This window comes from Streptomyces sp. NPDC048483 (genome assembly GCF_040651455.1).
Taxonomy (GTDB): Bacteria; Actinomycetota; Actinomycetes; order Streptomycetales; family Streptomycetaceae; genus Streptomyces.
This window is the reverse complement of sequence record NZ_JBEZJZ010000055.1, coordinates 1-19,570: the sequence shown is the minus strand read 5'-3', so window position 1 is coordinate 19,570 and position 19,570 is coordinate 1. Positions and strand designations below refer to the sequence as shown.

Annotated in this window: 17 protein-coding genes; 7 read left to right on the top strand and 10 right to left on the bottom strand. The window is 72.7% G+C overall.

The annotated features are described in order from the left end of the window. The first annotated feature begins 55 nt into the window (after positions 1-55). Genes AB0D04_RS25180 through AB0D04_RS25165 form a run of 4 tightly spaced genes read left to right on the top strand, consistent with a single transcriptional unit; the run spans position 56 to position 2,967 of the window. A complete protein-coding gene (locus AB0D04_RS25180) occupies positions 56-1,549 on the top strand; it encodes an ATP-binding protein (protein WP_362707332.1) in 1,494 nt (497 codons plus the stop codon). Then, a complete protein-coding gene (locus AB0D04_RS25175; protein ID WP_362707406.1) occupies positions 1,549-1,992 on the top strand; it encodes a roadblock/LC7 domain-containing protein in 444 nt (147 codons plus the stop codon). Before AB0D04_RS25180 ends, AB0D04_RS25175 begins: the two co-directional genes overlap by 1 nt. Continuing rightward, positions 1,989-2,351: a DUF742 domain-containing protein gene (locus AB0D04_RS25170; protein WP_362707330.1), complete on the top strand. Its 363-nt coding sequence runs from the start codon at positions 1,989-1,991 to the stop codon at positions 2,349-2,351. The genes AB0D04_RS25175 and AB0D04_RS25170 overlap by 4 nt, the downstream gene beginning before the upstream one ends. Then, on the top strand, positions 2,332-2,967 hold the full coding sequence (locus tag AB0D04_RS25165; RefSeq protein ID WP_362707327.1) for an ATP/GTP-binding protein: 636 nt from the start codon (positions 2,332-2,334) through the stop codon (positions 2,965-2,967). The genes AB0D04_RS25170 and AB0D04_RS25165 overlap by 20 nt, the downstream gene beginning before the upstream one ends. Positions 2,968-2,976: 9 nt before the next feature. Here AB0D04_RS25165 and AB0D04_RS25160 read toward each other — a convergent pair whose 3' ends face one another. From AB0D04_RS25160 to AB0D04_RS25120, 9 genes are all read right to left on the bottom strand, one after another. Beyond that, positions 2,977-3,600, bottom strand: a complete 624-nt coding sequence (locus AB0D04_RS25160) for a LysE family translocator (protein WP_362707404.1) — start codon at positions 3,598-3,600, stop codon at positions 2,977-2,979. 288 nt (positions 3,601-3,888) lie between these two features. After that, on the bottom strand, positions 3,889-5,034 hold the full coding sequence (alc, locus tag AB0D04_RS25155; RefSeq protein ID WP_362707325.1) for an allantoicase: 1,146 nt from the start codon (positions 5,032-5,034) through the stop codon (positions 3,889-3,891). Positions 5,035-5,159: 125 nt separating this feature from the next. Further along, positions 5,160-6,110: a LysR family transcriptional regulator gene (locus AB0D04_RS25150; RefSeq protein ID WP_362707322.1), complete on the bottom strand. Its 951-nt coding sequence runs from the start codon at positions 6,108-6,110 to the stop codon at positions 5,160-5,162. A 29-nt stretch (positions 6,111-6,139) separates the two neighbouring features. Continuing rightward, a complete protein-coding gene (locus tag AB0D04_RS25145; RefSeq protein WP_362707320.1) occupies positions 6,140-7,072 on the bottom strand; it encodes a DMT family transporter in 933 nt (310 codons plus the stop codon). Between the two features lie 122 nt (positions 7,073-7,194). Next, the gene (locus AB0D04_RS25140) at positions 7,195-8,175 is read right to left on the bottom strand and encodes an acyl-ACP desaturase (protein WP_362707317.1); all 981 of its coding nucleotides are present in this window, start codon (positions 8,173-8,175) and stop codon (positions 7,195-7,197) included. A 264-nt stretch (positions 8,176-8,439) separates the two neighbouring features. Then, positions 8,440-8,691, bottom strand: coding sequence for a hypothetical protein (locus AB0D04_RS25135; RefSeq protein WP_362707315.1), 252 nt, complete (start codon positions 8,689-8,691; stop codon positions 8,440-8,442). After that, positions 8,688-10,376: an alpha-L-fucosidase gene (locus AB0D04_RS25130; RefSeq protein WP_362707312.1), complete on the bottom strand. Its 1,689-nt coding sequence runs from the start codon at positions 10,374-10,376 to the stop codon at positions 8,688-8,690. The genes AB0D04_RS25135 and AB0D04_RS25130 overlap by 4 nt, the downstream gene beginning before the upstream one ends. Positions 10,377-10,507: 131 nt before the next feature. Continuing rightward, positions 10,508-12,622: a 4-alpha-glucanotransferase gene (gene malQ, locus AB0D04_RS25125; RefSeq protein ID WP_362707309.1), complete on the bottom strand. Its 2,115-nt coding sequence runs from the start codon at positions 12,620-12,622 to the stop codon at positions 10,508-10,510. Between the two features lie 6 nt (positions 12,623-12,628). Next, complete coding sequence (locus AB0D04_RS25120; protein ID WP_362707307.1) at positions 12,629-12,898, bottom strand: hypothetical protein; 270 nt, start codon at positions 12,896-12,898, stop codon at positions 12,629-12,631. Between the two features lie 471 nt (positions 12,899-13,369). On the opposite strand from AB0D04_RS25120, the gene AB0D04_RS25115 reads away from it, so the two are divergent. Continuing rightward, a complete protein-coding gene (locus AB0D04_RS25115) occupies positions 13,370-16,330 on the top strand; it encodes a beta-N-acetylglucosaminidase domain-containing protein (protein WP_362707304.1) in 2,961 nt (986 codons plus the stop codon). 78 nt (positions 16,331-16,408) lie between these two features. Here AB0D04_RS25115 and AB0D04_RS25110 read toward each other — a convergent pair whose 3' ends face one another. Further along, entirely contained in the window at positions 16,409-16,945 is a 537-nt protein-coding gene (locus AB0D04_RS25110; RefSeq protein WP_018088296.1) for an HNH endonuclease, read from the bottom strand. 289 nt (positions 16,946-17,234) lie between these two features. On the opposite strand from AB0D04_RS25110, the gene AB0D04_RS25105 reads away from it, so the two are divergent. Continuing rightward, the gene (locus AB0D04_RS25105; RefSeq protein ID WP_362707401.1) at positions 17,235-18,320 is read left to right on the top strand and encodes a mechanosensitive ion channel family protein; all 1,086 of its coding nucleotides are present in this window, start codon (positions 17,235-17,237) and stop codon (positions 18,318-18,320) included. Positions 18,321-18,623: 303 nt separating this feature from the next. Further along, on the top strand, positions 18,624-19,570 hold a 947-nt coding region (locus AB0D04_RS25100; RefSeq protein ID WP_362707399.1), incomplete at its 3' end, for an ROK family transcriptional regulator.

The window sequence follows — 19,570 nt, the reverse complement described above, 5'->3', positions numbered from 1 at the left end:
CGCTACGAAACCGTAAGGTGATCGTCGGCCGTGTACGGGAGTTGAAGTGCAGAGGGTGAGTGCGGGGACGGCCCCAGGAAATCCCAAGTCTCCCTTCCCCTATTGGCTGCTGCCGCCTGCCGCCCTCGCGGTGGCCACCGCTGCGGCCGCGGCGCTGGGCCCGGACTCCGCGTCCACGACCGTCGCCGTCCTCGGTGTGGTGGCCGTCGTCCTCACCGGCGGCGCCTGCGCCGAGGCGCACCGCAGGGGCCGCCGCATGGCCGAGCTGGAGGCCTCGGACGCCGCCCATCAGGAGGCGCTCGCCCACCAGGAGGCCGAAACCGTGCGGCTCGCCGAGCAGTTGCTGCCCGACGTGGTCGGCCGGCTGCGGGGCGGAGAGTTTCCCGAGGAGGTGCTGACCGGGCTCGACGTCCCGGCCGCCCACCTCGCGGTGCTGCGCTCGGTGCTCGACGCGGTGGCCGCCGAGGAGGACCTGCGCGACTCCGCGCAGCGCGCCTTCGTGAACATCGCCCGCCGGGTGCAGGCCATCGTCCACCAGCAGGCACAGGAACTGCGGGAGATGGAGGACCGGCACGGACAGCGCCCGGACGTCTTCGGCGATCTGCTCCGGCTCGACCACGGCACCGCGCTGATCGGCCGGCTCGCCGACTCCATCGCCGTCCTGGGCGGCGCCCGTCCGGGCCGCCAGTGGTCGAAGGCGGTGCCCCTCTACTCCGTGCTCCGTGGCGCCATGTCCCGGATCATCGACTACCAGCGCGTCGAGCTGCATTCGGTCTCCGAGATCGCCGTCGTCGGCACCGCCGTCGAACCGCTGATCCACGCCCTCGCCGAGCTGCTCGACAACGCCACCCGCTACTCGCCGCCCAACACCCGCGTCCACCTCACCGCCGTCGACGTCCAGTCGGGCATCGCCATCGAGATCGAGGACGGCGGTGTCTCGATGAGCGAGGAGGCCCGCGCCCGCGCCGAGCGGATGCTGCTCCAGGCCCAGCAGGGCATCGACGTCAACGACCTCGGCGAGACCCCGCGCCTCGGCCTCGCCGTGGTCGGGCGGCTGGCCCAGGTGTACGGCTTCCAGGTGTCGCTGCGGCCGTCGGCGTACGGCGGTGTGCGGGCCGTGCTGATCGTCCCGCAGGAGCTCCTGACCACGGCGGCCGGCGCCACGGGACGCGCGCACGGCATCGGCACGTCGTCGGTACCGCGGCTCGCCGCGAACGCCCCGTCGCCGCAGGTACCGGTGGAGCGTGCCGCCACCGGCCCGACCCTGGACACGGAGCCGCCCGTGGTCACCGAACGTACGGCGAACGGCCTGCCGCAGCGCCGCCGCAAGAACCCGATCGCCCCGGCCGAAGCGGCGCCGGCCCCGACCGGGCCGGCGCCCGCGGCCGACTCCGCAAGCGCCGTCCAGCCCGGTCTGTGGCTGGCCGCGTTCCAGAGCGGCGTGTCGGGCGAGACCACGCAGAACGGCGGGACCACGCCGGATCAGGATCACGATCGCGACGTCGCCGCCTCGGCGCCCGCGTCGGCAAGCAAGGGGAACGAGCAGTGATGCAGCAGCAGGGCCACCTGAGTTACACCGGCAGCACCGGTCGGGCCGGCAACATGGACTGGATGCTCAAGGACCTGGCCGAGAGCGTTCCGCAGACCCGCCAGGTGGTGGTGCTCTCCGCGGACGGCCTGCGCATGGCCCAGCACGGCGGGGACACCGACACCGCGGACCGCCTGGCCGCGGCCTGTGCGGGACTGCAGAGCCTCGCGAGCGCGGTTGCGTCCGAACTCCCGCACAGCGAGGGGCAGATCCGGCTCGTCGTCATCGAGATGGACGGCGGCTTCTTCTATCTGATGGCGGCGGGCGCAGGCGCGTTTCTCGCGGTGCTCGCCGACGACGGCGTGGACGCGGGCCTGATGGGGCAGCGGATGCGCGACCTCGTACTGCGGATCGGAGAGCACCTCAGCAGCCCGCCGCGACAGGACGGGCAGGCCGCCAGGTGACCCAACCCTCCGGCCAGGAATGGGACGAGGGCGGGCCCGAGCGGCTCTATGTGATCACCGGTGGGCGCAGCGGTTCGTCCGCGCCCACCGAGCTCGATCTGGTCACTCTGATCGTGGCCAAGTCGGGCCCGCGGCCGGGTATGCAGCCGGAGCAGGCGGCGATCGTCCGCATCTGCCACCGGCCGCTGTCCGTCGCGGAGATCTCCGCGCATCTGGGCCTGCCGGTCAGTGTGGTGACCGTGCTGCTCAGCGATCTGCTTGCCGAACAGCGGGTCGTCGCCCGGCCCCCGGTGCCCCCCGCACAACTTCCCGACATCGCGTTGATTGAGGCAGTGATCGATGGACTTCAGAAGCTCTGAGCAGGCCACCGGGCAGCAGCTTGCCGGGCCGCGGAGCGAGGACGCGCTGCCCGAGACCGCGGCGGCCGCGGTCAAGGTGGTGATCGTCGGCGGTTTCGGGGTCGGCAAGACGACCCTGGTCGGCTCGGTCAGCGAGATCCGGCCGCTGACCACCGAGGAGACAATGACCCAGGCCGGGGTCGGCGTCGACGACACAGCCGGGATCGCGGGCAAGTCCACGACCACCGTGGCGATGGATTTCGGCCGCATCAGCATCAACGAGCAGCTGGTGCTCTATCTGTTCGGCACCCCGGGGCAGGAACGTTTCTGGTTCCTGTGGCGCGGCCTGTTCGAGGGCGCGCTCGGCGCGGTGGTGCTGGTCGACACCCGCCGCCTCGAGGTGAGCTTCGATGTGATCGGGCGCCTGGAGGAGCGGAGAGTGCCGTTCGTGGTGGCCGTCAACACCTTCCCCGATACGCCGGGTTACCCCCTCGAGGAGCTGCGTGGCGCCCTCGACCTGCCCGCGTCCGTCCCGATCGTCGAGTGCGACGCACGTCTGCGCACGTCGAGCCGTGACGTCCTGATGACCCTGATGCGCTATCTGCAATCGCTGGCCGTGCCCACGGAGGCCTCGTGAACGCCCTCGTCAGATGAGCGCCAGCTTCGCGCCCAGCGCGGCGAACGCCACCGCGAAGGTCCGGCGCATCCACGTCAGGACCTCAGGGCGCGAGATGACCCGGCTGCGCATGGCCGCGGCAAAGCGTCCGTACGCCGCGAAGACCACGAGGGTCATCAGCATGAAGACGGCGCTCAGCACGATCATGCGCGGGTACGCCGCCCGGCCGGCGGGGCCGCCGGCGCCCGGGGCGTCGACGAACTGCGGCAGGAACGCGAAGAAGAACAGCGTCAGCTTCGGGTTGAGGATGTTGATGAGCACGGCGGAGACGATGACCTGGCGGGCGGAGGGCGGGGGGCTGTCCTGCTCCAGGGTCAGGGAGCCCTTGTCGCGCAGGGTGGCCACCGCCATGTACAGGAGGTAGGCGACGCCCGCGTACTTGAGGATCTGGAAGGCCGGCGCGCTGGTGTGCATGAGGGCCGCGAGGCCGGTGATCGCGGCGATCATGTGCGGCACGATGCCGAGGGTGCAGCCGACGGCCGCCACCAGGCCGGCGCGGGTGCCGCGGGAGAGGCCGGCGGCAATCGTGTAGAGGGCGCCGGTGCCGGGGGTGATGACCATGATGAGGGAGGTCAGCAGGAATTCGGGGCTCAGAGTGAACATGCCTCGACCCTGCCGCCGTGATGGCCCCGTGGACAGGTCCAAAGAAGAGCCGGTCAACAGGTCCATAGCTGCGGGCGGGGTGCGGGGCGTGGTCACCGGGGCGGTCACTTGGTGACGCCCGGCGGACGGGCGCTCGGTGCGTTGCCGTCCGCCGGGCGGCTCGGGTCCCCCGGCTCTTCACGAGCTCAGTGGGGGTCCCCCTGCTCCTCAAGAGCTTGGGGGAATGTCCGTCGGGCCCCGCCCCCCTCCTGCGGGGCCCGCCGGAAGCAGGGGTGCGGGTCAGCCGCTGAGCTCGTCGAAGCGGCGCACGAGCTCGGCGCGGCCGGCCTCGGTGAGGGCGCCGTGGACGCGCATACGGGCGAGGCCGCCGTCGGGGAAGACGTCGAGGCGTACGTGCGTGGCGGTGACCCGGCGCGGCAGCGTGAAGCGGTGCGGGGTGTCGGGCTGCAGCTTCGTGCGCGGCACGATCTCGAACCACGAGGACTCGTCGTCCGGCGTCCCGTCGCAGCCGTACAGGGCCGCCCAGCCCGCGGAGTTGCCCTTGAGGTACGCGGTGTCGATCTCGATGGCGCGGATCTCGCCCTGTGCGGCGAGGCGGAAGCGCACCCAGTCGTTGGTGCCCTTGACCCGGCGGCGGCGGTTCTCCCAGCCGTCGTCCATCTTGCGGGACAGGTCGGGCTGGATGATCTGGGTGGGCGAGGAGTAGAAGCGGTCGGAGGCGTCCTCGACGGTGCCACCGTGCATGACGGAGGCCAGGTCGAGGGTGCCGAGGACGTCCAGCCACTCCGGGTCCGGGACGACCTCGCCGTAGACCCGGAGCCTGGCTATGCCGCCGTCGGGGTGCTGCTTGAGGCGCAGGTGCGTGAAGCGGCGCTCGACGGTGACCTCGAAGCCGTTGGCGGCGTGGCCGCGGACGGGCGTGCGCGGGACCAGCTCCTCCCACTTCACGTCGTCGGCGAGCAGGTCCTCGGGGCTGGGGCTGCCGGGCAGCGAGGTCGCTTCGAGGGTGACCTGCTGCGGGTAGTTGCCGCGGAAGTGGGCGGTGTCGACGATGACGCCGCGGATCACACCGGGGGCGGCGAGGCGGATCAGCGCCCAGTCGTGCTCGTCGTCCGTCGGGAAGGGGTGGTCGCCGTCGGCGCCGCGGCGGCGCCGGGTCTCCCAGCCGTCCATGATCTTGCCCTTGTGGCCGAAGTGCTCGGGGTCGAAGACCGCCGGAGTCGGCTTCAGCAGGTTCTCACGCTCGGCGAAGAACTCGTCGTTCGCGGCGATGACCCCGGCGCCGAAGCGGCGGTCGGCGAGGTCGACGAGCGAGGTGAAGGGGAAGTCCCCGCCGCGGTAGTCGGCGTAGGGGTCTCCGCCGCCGTACGGGTTGGCGTCGTTGGCGTGCGGATCGGTGGAGTCGGCGGCCGGGTTGGCGGTCATCGTTGCCCTTCGGTGCGGAGGGTGGTGCGGACCCGTCCACGGTCGCAGGCTCCCACCCCACAGGTCCATCGAAAGTTCTTGACGGTTATGTTCAGCAAGATTGAACGGTCGCGCCGATTAAACCGTCAGCGGATGTGAGCTTCGCCCTGCGTCTGGGCGGCCGCCGCCAGGCGCAGCGCCGCCAGCACCCTGGCCAGGCCCGGCGCCCCCTCGGAGCCGCGCCGGGCGGCCGCCACCACATGGCGGCGCGGCTGGTCGGCGTGCAGCACCCGCAGGGCGACCCCGGCGCCGCCCCGTTCACCGCGCGTACCGCCGCCGCCCGCCATCGCCATCCGCGGCACCAGCGCCACCCCCATCCCCGCCGCGACCATCGCCAGAATCGCGCCCCAGTCCGCGGCCGCATGCGCCTGCTCCGGGACGAACCCCGCGCTCTCGCACGCCGTGGTGGTGATCTGCGACCAGGGCCCGCTGCTGCCGAAGATCCAGGGCTCGTTCGCCAGGTCGGCCAGCCGCAGCCCCGGTTCGGCGGCCAGCGGATGGCCGGCCGGCAGCGCCACGTCCAGCGGGTCGGCGAGCAGCGAGACCCGGCTGAATTTCGGGTCGCGGGGCGTCGGGGCGTGCGCGGCCAGCGACAGTGCAAGATCGACGCTGCCCTGGGCGAGCAGCTCGTACGCGGCCTCCGCCTCCGCCTCCCGTACGGCCACGGCCAGGCCCGGATGCGTACGACGCAGCTCCTGTACGGCGGGCACCACCAGCGCGGGGATGGCCGTGGAGAACGCGCCGACCCGCACCTGCCCGGCCTCCCCCTGGAGGTAGCCGAGGAGTTCCGCGTCCGCCCGCTCGAGCTGCGCGAAAACGGCCTCGGCGTGCCGCAGCACCAGCTGTGCGGCGTCGGTCAGCCGCACCCGCCGCCCGTGCGCCTCCAGGAGCGTGACCCCGAGCTGTTTGGCGAGCCCGGTCAACTGCTGCGAGACCGCCGAGGGCGTCATGTGCAACGCCTCGGCGGTCGCGGTGACCGTGCCCAGCTCTTGGAGGGTGCGCAGGATGCGCAGCTTCTTGATGTCCCAGTCGGCCATGCGGGCAGCGTATGCGGCGGGCCGCACGGTCAGCGTCTGCGGCCGGCGCCGAGCGCGACGCCCGCGATGATCAGGATCATGCAGACCACCTGGGTGCCGCCCACCGCCTCGTCGAGCGCCGCGAAGGAGAGGAGGGCGACACAGACCGGCTGGAGGTAGTAGACGACCCCGGCGCGGGTGGCGCCCACCAGGGCGATGGCCTTGTTCCAGGTGAAGTACGCGACGGCGGAGGAGCAGATCCCGATGTAGAGGAGCGGGCCGACGGTGCCGGCAACCGGCTCGAAGCCGCCCTGGAGAACGAGGCTGACGGCGTACGCGGGGACCAGCATCGCCGCGCCCAGCGCAAAGGTCATGAAGAGGAACGGCAGACCGCCGATCCCCTCGGGGCGGCGGCGCAGCAGCGCGCTGTATCCGGCGAAGGCGGCGGTGGCGGCCACCATCCACAGGTCACCGGGGGCGAGGTCCAGCCGCAGGACGGCGGTCGGTGAGCCCTTGCCGACCAGGGTCACCACCCCCGCCAGCGCGATCACCATCCCGGCGGTTCCCCGTGCGCCGAGCTTCTCGCCGCCGCGCGCGAACAGCGCGATCATGGCGGGTGCGGCGGCCGCGATCATGGCCATGTTGGTGGCTGAAGTGCTGCGCCCCGCTTGGTAGATGAGGGTGTTGAAGAGGGTGACGCCGAGCAGTGCGGCCAGGGCCAGGAAGCCGAGGTGCCGGCGGATGGCCGGCCACTGGCGGCGGACCTGCGGGAGGGCGAGCGGGGCGACCGCGAGCAGCGCGATGATCCAGCGCCAGAAGGCGGTCTGGACGGGCGGGACGGTGTCGTGCAGGGCGCGGGCGATGACGAAGTTGCCGGACCAGATGACGGTGGCCGTAAGGGCCAGCATCAGTCCGATGCCCTGCGCGGACGAACCCCGTCCGGCCGGTGTGTGGTGGGTGCGGGCCCTCTCCAGGACTGCCACGGTTTCCTCTCCCTCGGCGGTGTGTACGGATCCACCGTGGCAGCCCAACAAGCATCAGGTCCATCGAATAGTTCAGCCAGATCCGTTTAGCTGAACTGAAAGGTATTACGGAGGCGCGAGGCTCAGGACGCCGCCTTGGCGGCGCGCCGGGCCTGGATGGCCGCCTGGCGCTCGTCGAACTTCCGCGCCTGCCCGTCCAAGCCGTTCATGTACAGCCCCAGCTCCTCCTGGGCGCGCAGCCCGGCGGGGCCGAGGCCGCCGATCTCCAGCACCTTGAGGAAGCGCAGTACGGGCTGCAGCACATCGTCGTGGTGGATGCGCAGGTTGTAGATCCCGCCGATGGCCATCCGGGCGGCGGCCCGCTCGAAGCCGGGCATGCCGTGGCCGGGCATCCGGAAGCCGGTGACGACGTCGCGTACGGCGCACATGGTCTGGTCGGGGGCCATCTCGAAGGCCGCGCCGAGCAGGTTGCGGTAGAAGACCATGTGCAGGTTCTCGTCGGTGGCGATCCGGGCGAGCATCCGGTCGCAGACGGGGTCGCCGGAGTGGTGGCCGGTGTTGCGGTGCGAGATCCGGGTGGCCAGCTCCTGGAAGGCGACATACGCCACGGAGTGCAGCATGCTGTGCGAGTTGTCGGACTCGAAGCCCTCCGACATGTGCGCCATACGGAACCGCTCCAGCTCGACCGGGTCCACGGCGCGGCTGGTGAGCAGGTAGTCGCGCATCACGATGCCGTGCCGGCCCTCCTCCGCGGTCCAGCGGTGCACCCAGGTGCCCCAGGCGCCGTCGCGGCCGAAGAGGGTGGCGATCTCGTGGTGGTAGCTGGGGAGGTTGTCCTCGGTGAGGAGGTTGACCACCAGGGCGATCCGGCCGATGTCGGTGACCTTGGACTGCTCGGGCGCCCAGGCCTCGCCGCCCATCACCCCGTCGAAGTTGCGCCCGTCACTCCAGGGCACGTACTCGTGCGGCATCCATTCCTTGGCGACCGTCAGATGCCGGTTGAGTTCCTTCTCCACGACCTCTTCGAGGGCATAGAGAAGCTGGGCGTCGGTCCAGGCGGCCTGGCCGCGCTCTCCGTTGTGGCGGGCGGGGGCGATGGTCACGGGGGAACTCCGGGGGACGACGAAACCTACGGGACCGTAGGCGGGGACCTACGGGGCCGTAGGTTACGTCATCGTAGGTTGGGTCCAGTTAAACGCCTCCCCCTCCGCAAACCGGTGGAAAACCACCCGATACCCACCCCGCAATCCCTTTTTCACCTGCGGAAACGCCCTCCGTTGTCACGGGGCATACAAAAGGGCGCCCACCGGTTCGTATGAACCGGTGGGCGCCCTCACGGCGTTACTGGGGCGACCGCGCGCCTGGCGTCAGCTCTTGGAGCCGGACTGCTTGTGGGGCTTGTCGCCGGCCATGACCAGCCCGGCGATGACCAGGAAGAGCACGATGGGGGCAACGACATAGAGGCCGAGCGTCTCGATCACGTTCAGGCCCGGACCCGGGTCGTCACCGTCGTCGGCGATGGCCACCGCAAACGCGGGGGACGACATCATCAGCATCAGCGCAGTGCCGGCCGTGATGGTTCCGGCGCGCAGGGCATTCTTCTTGACCTTGTGGCTCACGAGGTCAACGTATAGGACGCCCCGCCGCCCCGCGCGCCCGGGGTGGCGTGCAGGGTCACCGGCCTCAGGTACGTCCGCCCTCGCGCCTCCTGGACGGTGACCCGCACGGCGTCCGCGGTCACCGGCCACGGCAGGGCGAGGATCCGCCGGTGCCCGATGGTGGTCCCCCGCGCGAGAGTCACCCAGGTCCCGCCGGTCCGCGCCCGTACGGTGAACCGCTCCACCCGCTGCCCGTGCCGGATGTCCTCGGCGAGGCCGATGCGGTCGAAGGTCCAGGGGCCGGGTCCGGCGGCGCGCAGATCCCGGCCGTAGGTCCTGCGTACGGCGGTCCCGAAGGCGGTGAGCGAGGCGACGTCCTCCGGGGCGATCCGGCCGTCCTTGGCGGGCGGGACGTTCAGCAGGAGGGAGGCATTGCGGCCGACGCTCTTCTCGTAGAGGTCCATGAGCCGGCCGGGGCTCTTGGGGCGCTCGCCCGGGTGATGGAACCAGCCGGGGCGCAGCGAGACGTCGGCCTCGGCCGGATACCACTGGAGGAATGCGGTGGTGGGCGCGAGGAGCCTGGCGCGGGAGCCGATGTCGGGGTCGGTGGAGTCGTTGGGCAGTCCGCCGGCCATGACGGTCCAGGGGTCCTGGGCGGACGGGGTCACGCTCCACTCCGTCTCCCGCGCGATGCCGTTCTCGTTGCCGACCCAGCGGGCGCCCTGCGGACCGGCGAAGACGACGGTGTCGGGGGAGAGCTGGTGGATCATCCTGAACCACTGGGCGACGTCGTATTTCTGGGTGATGCCGGAGTCCGTCCAGGGGTTGGCGCCGTCCAGCCAGAGCTCGTCGACGGGGCCGTACTGAGTGAACAGCTCGTAGACCTGGTTGAAGTAGTAGGCCTCGTAGTCGTCCGCCCGGATGCGGAAGACCGGCAGGGTGCCGTTGCGGACGGCGGCGGCGCGGTCGTCGCCGGGGACGAGGGTGGGGATGGTGCGTGGGGTGGCCTTACTGCCGTTGCCGAACCGGCCCAGGCCGCGCGGTGCGTGGTCGCCGTCCTCCAGGGCGACCCGTTCGGGGAGGGTGAGCGGCTTGCCCTCCTGCTGTTTCCGGCGGATCTCCTCGACCCATCGCGCATGCCAGGCGTGCGGGAGTTCGGCGCCGTCGGAGGGCGAGAGATACAGGCCGACCTTCAGCCCGGCCTTCCGGGCGGCCTTGACGTAGGCGCCGACGACATCGGGGCTGCCGGGGCTGGCCGCAACAGTGTGCGGGCTGTAGCGGCTGGGGTAAAGGACGAAGCCGTCGTGGTGCTTGACGGTGAGCATCACCTGCTCGGCGCCGGCCGCCTTGTACGCCCGCATCCACTGGTCCACATCGATCCGGGCGGGCCCGGAGACGTCGAAGAGTTTTTCGTCCTCGGCGCCGGAGCCCCATTCGCGGCCCGTGAAGGTGTTCATACCGAAGTGCGTGAAGGCCGTCACCTCCCTTTGCTGCCAGGCGAGTTGCCCCTTGGTGGGGACGGTGTCGGCGGCCTTCTCGATGATGCGGCCGGGGGTGTCGCACGGCTCGACCGTCATCTGGGAGGCGGGACGGACGGGACGGTCGCAGGGGCCCGGCGGCTGTCCGGCGGCTGGGGAGGGCGTGGTGGCCGGCAGGGCCGTCGCGGCCAGTACAAGGGCGGCGAGCGCGTGCGGGCGTCGTGCCATGGTTCCCTCCAACTCCCCGGCCATGCGCGGTGGGTGGCGAATGGTCGGATGTCTGGGTGGCGTCCAGGGCATGGTGCCGGAGGGCGGGGCGTACCGGAAGGGTGTACGCAGGACCTGGTGCGAGCGTGGCGTCAGCGATGCCCGTTGGACAATTCCCGCATCAGCGCGTGCAGCCGGGGCGAGGCGGCCAGCTCTTCGAGGGTCTGGGGGCGGCCGTCGGGGCCGGCGATCGGCAGGCGCCAGTTCGGGTATTCATCCCATGTTCCGGGGAGGTTCTGCGGGCGGCGGTCGCCCACCGCGTCCGGCAGCCAGACCCCGACCAGCCGCGCGGGCGTGCGCAGCAGAAAGCGGTGTACGGCCTTGATCGCGGCCTCCTCGTCGGCCGGACCCTCGGGCAGCAGGCCGCGGCGGGCCAACTCGGCCAGCCATTCGGCGAGTTCGTACCTGGCGCGGGAGCGTTCGCGCTCGGGCGGGCCTGCGAGCAGGCCGAGGCGTTCGCGCAGCGCGATGTCCTCGCCGGTCAGCCGGGCGGCGGTGGTCGGCAGGTCGTGGGTGGTGACGGTGGCCAGACAGCCGTCGCGCCACTCCTCGGGGGCGAGGATGCGGGCCTCGGGCGCGGCGTCCTCGGCGGCCCCGTAATCCCGCTCGAACCACAGCACCGACGTGCCCAGCACCCCCCGCCCGGCGAGCGTCTCGCGGACACCCGGCTCGACCGTGCCCAGGTCCTCGCCGATCACCGCGGCGCCCGCCCGGTGCGCCTCCAGGGCCAGCAGCGAGAGCATCGCCTCGCCGTCGTAGCGGACGTAGGCGCCCTCCGTCGGCGGCCGGCCCTCGGGGACCCACCACAGGCGGAACAGGCCCATGACGTGGTCGATGCGCAGCGCGCCGGCGTGCCGCAGCAGGCCGCGCAGCAGATCGCGGTACGGGGCGTAGCCGGTGGCGGCGAGCGCGTCGGGGCGCCAGGGCGGCAGGCCCCAGTCCTGGCCGCGGGCGTTGAAGGCGTCGGGGGGTGCGCCGATGGACATGCCGGCGGCGAAGGTGCCCTGCTGCGCCCAGGTGTCGGCGCCGGTGGGGTGGACACCGACGGCGAGGTCATGGACCAGGCCGATGCCCATCCCCGCGTCCCGTGCGGCGCGCTGCGCGGCCGCCAGCTGCTGGTCGGTGAGCCAGGCGAGGCGGCAGTGGAAGTCGATGCGGTCGAGAAGTTCGGCGCGGAGCCGGGCCGTACCCGGTGAGCGGGGATCGCGGAGCTCGGCGGGCCAGGCACGCCAGTCGGGTCCGTACCGCTCGGCGAGGGCGCACCAGGTGGCGTGGTCCTCCAGTGGCGTGCCCTGTTCGGCCAGGAAATCGCAGTACGTGGCGCGCCGGCCGGGCGAGAGCGGGACCACGCACAGCAGCTCCAGGGCCTCCCGCTTCAGCTCCCAGACCGCGTCCCGGTCGATCAGCGCACCGCGTTCGAGGACGTCGGCGCGGAGCGTACGGGCGCGCGCGGCGAGCTCGTCGGCCCGTAGGCGGGCGGGGCCGGTCAGGTGGGCGTACTCCGGGATCTGCTCGATCCGCAGATGGACCGGGTCGGGGAAGCGGCGCGAGGAGGGGCGGTAGGGGGACGGGTCGGTGGGCGGGCCGGGGACGGCGGCGTGCAGCGGGTTGAGCTGGACGAAACCGGTGCCCAGGGCGCGGCCGGACCAGGCGGCGAGGTCGGCGAGGTCGCCGAGGTCGCCCATGCCCCAGGAGCGGCGGGAGAGGAGCGAGTAGAGCTGGACCAGGAAGCCGTGCGCGCGGCCGGGCGGGGCCGGTAACCGGTCGGGGGCGACGATCAGGCGGGCCCGGGCGGTGCGGCCGTCGGGCGCGTGCGCATGGAGGGTGTGGACCCCCAGGGGGAGGTCCGGAGGGAGGGCCGGTTCCCGTGAGCGGTCCGGGGGCCGGCCCGCCGTGGGGTCGCCGGGCGCGGCCTGCGCGTCCCCGCCGTCCTCGGTCTCGACCCGCAGGGCCGTGCCCTCGGGCAGGCGGCCCAGGTCGGGCGGGCGGCCGGGGCGGCTGACGACGGTGCCGGGGAGCAGGCTGCGGCCCGCTCCGTCCTCGTACGCGGCCAGGGCGGCGCGTACGGCGTCGGGCGTCGAGGCATCGACCCCTAAGGCGGCGAGCACGTCGACAACGGTGTCGTCGCCGATGTGGAGGGTGGTGCCCGGCGAAGGTTCGTAGCACGTGGCGATGCCGTGCAGCCGGGCGAGCCGCGCGCGGCCCATGGGTCCTCAGACCTCCATGGACTCCGTGCCCAGACCCGTGGCCGTCGGCTCGCTGGTCAGCGGCAGCTCGGCGGAGATGGGGACCTCACTGGTCAGTGGCGCGGCGTCGGCGAGCGGCGGCTCGCTGGTGAGCGGCGGCTCGGCGAAGGCGAAGGATCCGGAGCCGTCCAGCCCCGAGTCGGGGCCGGAGATCCCGTCGAAGACGTCGGGCTCCATCGGCGCGTCGCCCGGTTTGGAGGACAGCGCATCAAGCAGCAGCTGAGCGGATGCGGCCACGAGGGCCTCCCGTTCATCGGTAATGGGACAGGTCTGCCCTACCCACCCGACACGATCGCAGACACTTTTACCCATTAAACGTGACTCAGCTCACAGCGCATCCGCAGGCGATTTCACTGTTCGGGCGTTCGGGTGACGCAGAGAGTCCTGACAAACACGGCATGGTGACGGAAGTTCTTCGGGCGCTCCGCGGAAGGGCGGGCCGCGCCGGACGCCGCGGACCGCCGTCCACGGCACGGGGGACCCCCGACGCCCGGTTGACACCCTTACCGCCACAATGGTGGGCTCACGCCGAAGGTCTGTCCGAACGGGCACCTGCGGCACACAGGGGGGCCGGTGCGAACCGGCGCGCAGATGACGGGGACGAGGAGAGCGGCCGTGCGGGTCCGGGGCGTATGGGGCGTCGGGGGTATCGGGAGAACCGGTCGAACCGGCAGGGACAACAGGAGCGTCGCGGGCGCCCGCGCGCGTGTGGCAGGGACCACCGCGCTGGCCGCCGCGGTCATCTCGGGACTGCTCGGCGGCGTGCCCAGCGCCCAGGCGGCGCCCGCGGATCCCTCCGTCGGAACCCCCGACCGGCCGGACCGGCCCGCCGACGCGGCCGCACCGCCCGCCGTCTGGCCGCGCCCCCAGTCGCTGCGGGAGCTCTCCGCCGCCGTACCGCTCGGCGGGGAGGCGACGCTGGTGGCGGCGCCGGACACCGATCCCTACGCCCTGGACGTGCTGCGCGGGCTGCTGCGGGACGCGGGCGTCCGCAAGGTCCACGAGGTGGCGCCGGGCGGGCGGCTGCCTGCCGCCGGTCCCGTGCTGTACGTGGGCGGGGCGCCGGCCACGGACGCGCTGCGGGCGCTGAAGGTGCCCGCCCGCGGGGATCTGCCCGCCGGCGGCTACCGCCTCGCCGTCGGCCAGGTCGCCGGCCGTGACACGGTCGCGCTGGACGGCGTCGGCCCGGACGGCCTCTTCCACGCCGCGCAGACGCTGCGGCAGCTGGTCACCGAGGGGTCTGACGGCAGGCGGCAGCTGGCCTCGGTCGTCGTACGGGACTGGCCCGGCACGGCGGTACGGGGCACCACCGAGGGGTTCTTCGGCCGCCCCTGGAGCCGGGCGCAGCGGCTCGCCCAGCTCGACTTCATGGGCCGTACCAAGCAGAACCGCTACCTCTACGCGCCGGGCGACGACCCCTACCGCCAGGCCCGGTGGCGCGAGGCCTACCCGGCCGCGCAGCGGGCCGACTTCCGGGCGCTGGCCGAGCGGGCCCGCGCCAACCACGTCACGCTGGGCTGGGCCGTCGCGCCCGGCCAGGCGATGTGCATGTCCTCCGAGGAGGACATGCGGGCGCTGCGCCGCAAGGTGGATGCGATGTGGGCGCTGGGGGTGCGCTCCTTCCAGCTGCAGTTCCAGGACGTCAGCTACAGCGAATGGCACTGCGACGCCGACGAGGAGACCTTCGGCAAGGGGCCCCGGGCGGCCGCCAGGGCGCAGGCCAGGGTGGCGGGGGCGCTCGCCGGCCATCTCAAGGAGCGGTATCCGCACGCCGCGCCGCTGTCGGTGATGCCGACGGAGTACTACCAGAACGGCTCGACGGCGTACCGCGAGGCGCTGGCCGAGGCGCTCGGCGACCGGGTCGAGGTGGCCTGGACGGGCGTCGGCGTGGTGCCGCGCACCATCACCGGCGGTGAACTGTCCACCGCCCGCCAGGTGTTCGGCCACCCCCTCCTCACCATGGACAACTACCCGGTCAACGACTACGCCCAGGACCGGATCTTCCTCGGCCCCTACACCGGCCGCGACCCGGCCGTCGCCACCGGCTCCGGCGCGCTGCTCGCCAACGCCATGGAACAGCCGGTGGCCTCCCGTATCCCGCTGTTCACGGCCGCCGACTACGCCTGGAACCCGCGGGCCTACCGCCCGGCGCAGTCCTGGGACGCGGCCATCGACGACCTGGCGGGCGGCGACCGGCGGGCCCGTGCCGCGCTCCGCGCCCTGGCGGGGAATGCCGCCTCCTCCGTGCTGACCAAGGACGAGTCGGCGTACCTGCGGCCCCTCATGGACCGCTTCTGGAAGGCCCGCAAGGCCGCCGTCGACCACGGCCGCCCCGGCAAGGACGCGGACCTCGCCAAGGCGGCCAAGGCGCTGCGGGCCGCATTCCACACCATGAGTACCGCGCCCGGTCACCTCACCGCCGACCTGGCGGCCGAAGTGCGGCCCTGGGCCGAGCAGTTGGGCCGCTACGGGCGGGCCGGCGAGGCGGCCGTCGACACGCTGATGGCGCAGGCGCGGGGTGACGGCGATGCGGCCTGGGCCGCGCAGCGCACCGCGCAGCGGCTGCGCAAGGAGACCGGGCGGAGCCCGGCGACGGTCGGCAAGGGGGTGCTCGGGCCGTTCCTGGAGCGGTCGATGACCGAGGCCGACGCCTGGACCGGGGTACGCACCGACGCCCCGCGGCCCACGGAGGGCGCCGACCCCACCTCGCTGACCGTCCCCTTCGATCGGGCCCGCCCGCTCACCGCGGTCACCGCGCAGACCGAGCCGGGTCCGTCGGCGGGCGCCGTCTCCCTGGAGGTCCATGTCCCCGGCGAGGGCTGGCGCCGCCTGGGCCGGCTCTCCGCCACCGGCTGGACCGAGTCCCGTACGGACGGCCTGCGTGCCGACGCGGTACGGCTGTCCTGGCCGGGGAGCGCCGACGCGCCCTCCGTCCACGCCCTGACGCCGTGGTTCGACGACACCCCGGCGGCCGGTCTGGAGCTCTCGCGCAAGGAGTCGGACGCGCAGACCGGCGGCACCGCGACGGTGGACGCCCTGATCTTCTCCCGGCGCCCCGGCGACGTACGGGAAAAGCTGACGGTCAAGGCGCCCAAGGGCTTCACCGTGCATGCCCCGCAGCAGGTCACCGCCCCGCGCGGCGGGACGGCCACCGTCCGTATCGCGGTCGACATCCCGGAGAACGCCCGCTCCGGCGCGTACGAGATCCCCGTCACCTATGCCGGCCGGCACCAGAAGCTGACCGTACGGGCCTATCCGCGCACCGGAGGCCGGGACCTGGCACGCGGCGCCGAGGCCACCTCCTCCGGCGACGAGACCGCCGACTTCCCCGCCTCGGCCGCCACCGACGGCGACCCGAAGACCCGCTGGTCCTCCCCCGCCGAGGACCAGGCCTGGCTCCAGTTCCCGCTCCCCCGCCCCACCCGCCTGGGCCAGGTCGTCCTGAACTGGCAGGACGCCTACGCCGCCCGCTACCGCGTCCAGGTCTCCCCTGACGGCCACACCTGGCGCACCGCGGCCGTCGTCCGCGACGGCAAGGGCGGCCGCGAGTCCGTACGGATGGACGCCGAGGACACCCGCTATGTCCGCGTCCAGGGGGACGAGCGGGGGACCCGGTTCGGGTATTCGCTGTGGTCGGTGGAGGCGTATGCGGTCGAGGGCCGCAAGTAGGGCGTACGCGGCGGCGCACGGCGAGGGCCCGGCGGCATTGCCACCGGGCCCGGCCCGTACCTATGCAAAAACCCGGACCTACGCCGATACGGCGTCAATCCGGGCCAGCGCATCATCCGCGCCATACGGCTGCAAATACGGCAGCCAGCGCGGATCGCGATGACCGGTGCCGATGATCCGCCACGCCAGTCCTGACGGCGGCGCGGGCTGATGGCGCAGCCGCCAGCCGATCTCGGCGACATGGCGGTCTGCCTTGACGTGGTTGCAGCGGCGGCACGCGGCAACGACGTTTTCCCAGGTGTGCTGACCTCCCCGGCTGCGCGGGATGACGTGGTCGACGCTGGTTGCGACGCCACCGCAGTACATACAGCGCCCGCCGTCGCGGGCGAAGAGCGCCCGGCGGGTCAGGGGCACGGGGCCTCGAAAGGGCACCCGCACAAACCGCTTCAAGCGGACCACACTCGGAGCGGGTATCACGCGGGTTGCGCTGTGCATCAGGGCGCCGGACTCCTCAAGACTCACAGCTTTCTCATTGAGTACGAGGATGAGCGCGCGGCGGAGCGGTACGACGCCGAGCGGCTCGTACGACGCGTTGAGGACCAGGACATGCGGCACGGGTGCCTCCTTGTACGCCGGCGGCGCGTGGCTCGCGCCGGGACGATCTCCCCCAGTGTCCCCCGGTGCCTGGTCGGAGCGCCACCATGACCGAGTAACGGGCCGGAGGTGTTTTCCACCACACCGCCGCACTTCCCTCCAGACAGGGCTCTTTCCGGCCGTCCCGGGACCCTCCCGACTCGAACAGGGGCACGGACCGCACCCGTTGCCCCGTTAGTGTGGTTGGTCTGCCCGGTCCACGGGGCCGTCCCCAGGCCCGGGTCTGCTGTCCCACATGGAAGGTTCTGCTGTGTACTGGTCCGCTTCGACGGCCGCCCTCGCGCCCTTGGGCGCCGCCACACCCGGCTCAACCGGCTCCGCCTCCCTGGACGAGGCCACCCAGAAGGCCACCAACGCGGCCGGCTGGGTAGAGGAGAACTGGGGGACGTGGGTCGCGTCCGGCCTGCAGATCTTGCTGATCATCGTGATCGCGGTGGTACTGCGGCATGTGATACGCCGCACCATCACCAAGTTCATCGAGCGGATGAACCGCTCCGCGTCCGCCGCCCAGGGCACGGCGCTCGCCGGTCTGCTGGTCAACGCCGAGCGCCGCCGCCAGCGCTCCGAGGCCATCGGCTCGGTGCTGCGCAGCGTGGCCTCCTTTGTGATCATGGGCACGGCGGCCCTGACGGTGCTCTCCGTCCTGAACATCAACCTGGCGCCGCTGCTGGCGAGCGCCGGTGTGGCCGGTGTCGCCATCGGCTTCGGCGCCCGGAACCTCGTCACCGACTTCCTCTCCGGCGTCTTCATGATCCTGGAGGACCAGTACGGCGTCGGCGACGAGATCGACGCGGGCGTGGCCACCGGTACGGTCATCGAGGTCGGCCTGCGCGTCACCAAGCTGCGCGGCCCCAACGGCGCCATCTGGTACATCCGCAACGGCGAGGTCAAGCGGATCGGCAACCTCAGCCAGGGCTGGTCCACGGCCGGTGTGGACGTGGTGATCGCCGCCGACCAGGACCTCGGGCGCGCCCGGGACATCATCACCGCCGCCGCCGAGGAAATGGCCAAGGCCGAGCCCTGGCACGAACTGCTGTGGGAGCCGGTGCAGGTCCTGGGCCTGAGCGAGGTCCACCTCGACACCGTCACCCTCAGCGTCGCGGCGAAGACGATGCCCGGCAAGGCCCTCGGCGTCGAACGCGAACTGCGCTGGCGCATCAAGCACGCCCTCGACGACGCGGGCATCCACCTCGCCCCCCGCCCGGCCCCCGAGGAGGAAGAGGAGGCGCCGGCCGACCCGACCGCCGGCATGGCGGCCCCCTCCGCGCTCAACAACCCCCTCTCGCCGCAGTCGGTGGCCGCCGAGCCGATCGCGGGACCGAAGATGGGGAAGTAACCCGGCCGGGCCGCGTATGCCGCTAGGCCCCCGGTACCGCGATCTCCCGCGGTGCCGGGGGCCTTTGCCGTGTCAGGGCCGCTCCGCCACGCGCCGTCCGGGGACGTCGCCGGCGGCCGCGGTGCACCGCGGACCGAACTCACCCCGCCGAAGCCATTGACGGGCCCCTGACATGCGGCCTACCTTCCTCAGCACCGATTGGAAACTTTCCTAACAGAGCGCGACACAACGGGGTGACCGGTCATGGCCGCAGCAGGACACGGACCACACGGGACGCCCGGTACGCCGCGCGTACTGCGGGCGATGAACGACCGGGCCGCGCTCGATCTGCTCGTGTCGCAGGGGCCGCTGACGCGTACCCAGATCGGCGAGCTGACCGGGCTGTCGAAGCCGACCGCCTCGCAGCTGCTGGCGCGGCTGGAGGCGGCCGGGCTGGTGCGGACCACCGGGAATGTGACCGGGCGGCCGGGGCCGAATGCACAGCTGTACGAGGTCAATCCGGTGGCGGCACATGTGGCCGCGCTGGCCGTGGACCAGCTGGGGATCACCGCGGCGGTCGCCGACGTCACCGGGCAGGTGCTCGGGGAGGAGCGTGTGGGGACCGATGCGGTCGACGAGGGGGTGCCGAACCGCACGGCACGGCTGGTGGCGACGGCCGTGGACGGCGCGCTGGCCAAGGCCGGGCTCGGACGGGAGCAGCTGCACGGGGCGGTGATCGGCACGCCGGGCGCGCTGGACCCGGAGACCGGCGAGCTGCGGTATGCGCCGCATCTGCCGGGGTGGCACTCGCGGGCCCTGAAGGAAGAGCTGAGCGAGGTGCTGGGGACGCCGATCGTCATCGAGAACGATGTGAATCTGGCGGCCGTCGCCGAGCAGCACGACGGCGCCGCCCAGGACTTCGACGACTTCGTGCTGGTGTGGGCCGACGAGGGGGTCGGCGCCGCGATCGTGCTGGGCGGGCAGCTGCTGCGGGGTGCCACCGGGGGCGCGGGCGAGATCGGGTACATGCCGCTGCCCGGCGCGCCGCTCTCGCGGGGCGGCGACCGCAGCGCGGCGCGGCCGGATGCCGGGGGCGGGTTCCAGCGGCTGGTCGGGGCGCCGAGTGTCGTGGCGCTGGCGCAGGAGTACGGCGCGCCGGAGATCCGTACGGTCGAGCCCCGCGTCAACGCCCACACCCGAGCGCCCACACCCACATCACCCAACGCCTGCACCGCCACAGCAGTGCCCACCACATCCAACGCCAACAGCAC

Bases quoted from the DNA above. Each gene is read 5' to 3' on its own strand.
- AB0D04_RS25165 (WP_362707327.1), top strand. From the start codon at position 2,332: ATGGACTTCAGAAGCTCTGAGCAGGCCACCGGGCAGCAGCTTGCCGGG.
- AB0D04_RS25130 (WP_362707312.1), bottom strand. From the start codon at position 10,376: ATGGCACGACGCCCGCACGCGCTCGCCGCCCTTGTACTGGCCGCGACG.
- alc (WP_362707325.1), bottom strand. From the start codon at position 5,034: ATGACCGCCAACCCGGCCGCCGACTCCACCGATCCGCACGCCAACGAC.
- AB0D04_RS25175 (WP_362707406.1), top strand. From the start codon at position 1,549: ATGCAGCAGCAGGGCCACCTGAGTTACACCGGCAGCACCGGTCGGGCC.
- malQ (WP_362707309.1), bottom strand. From the start codon at position 12,622: ATGGGCCGCGCGCGGCTCGCCCGGCTGCACGGCATCGCCACGTGCTAC.
- AB0D04_RS25150 (WP_362707322.1), bottom strand. From the start codon at position 6,110: ATGGCCGACTGGGACATCAAGAAGCTGCGCATCCTGCGCACCCTCCAA.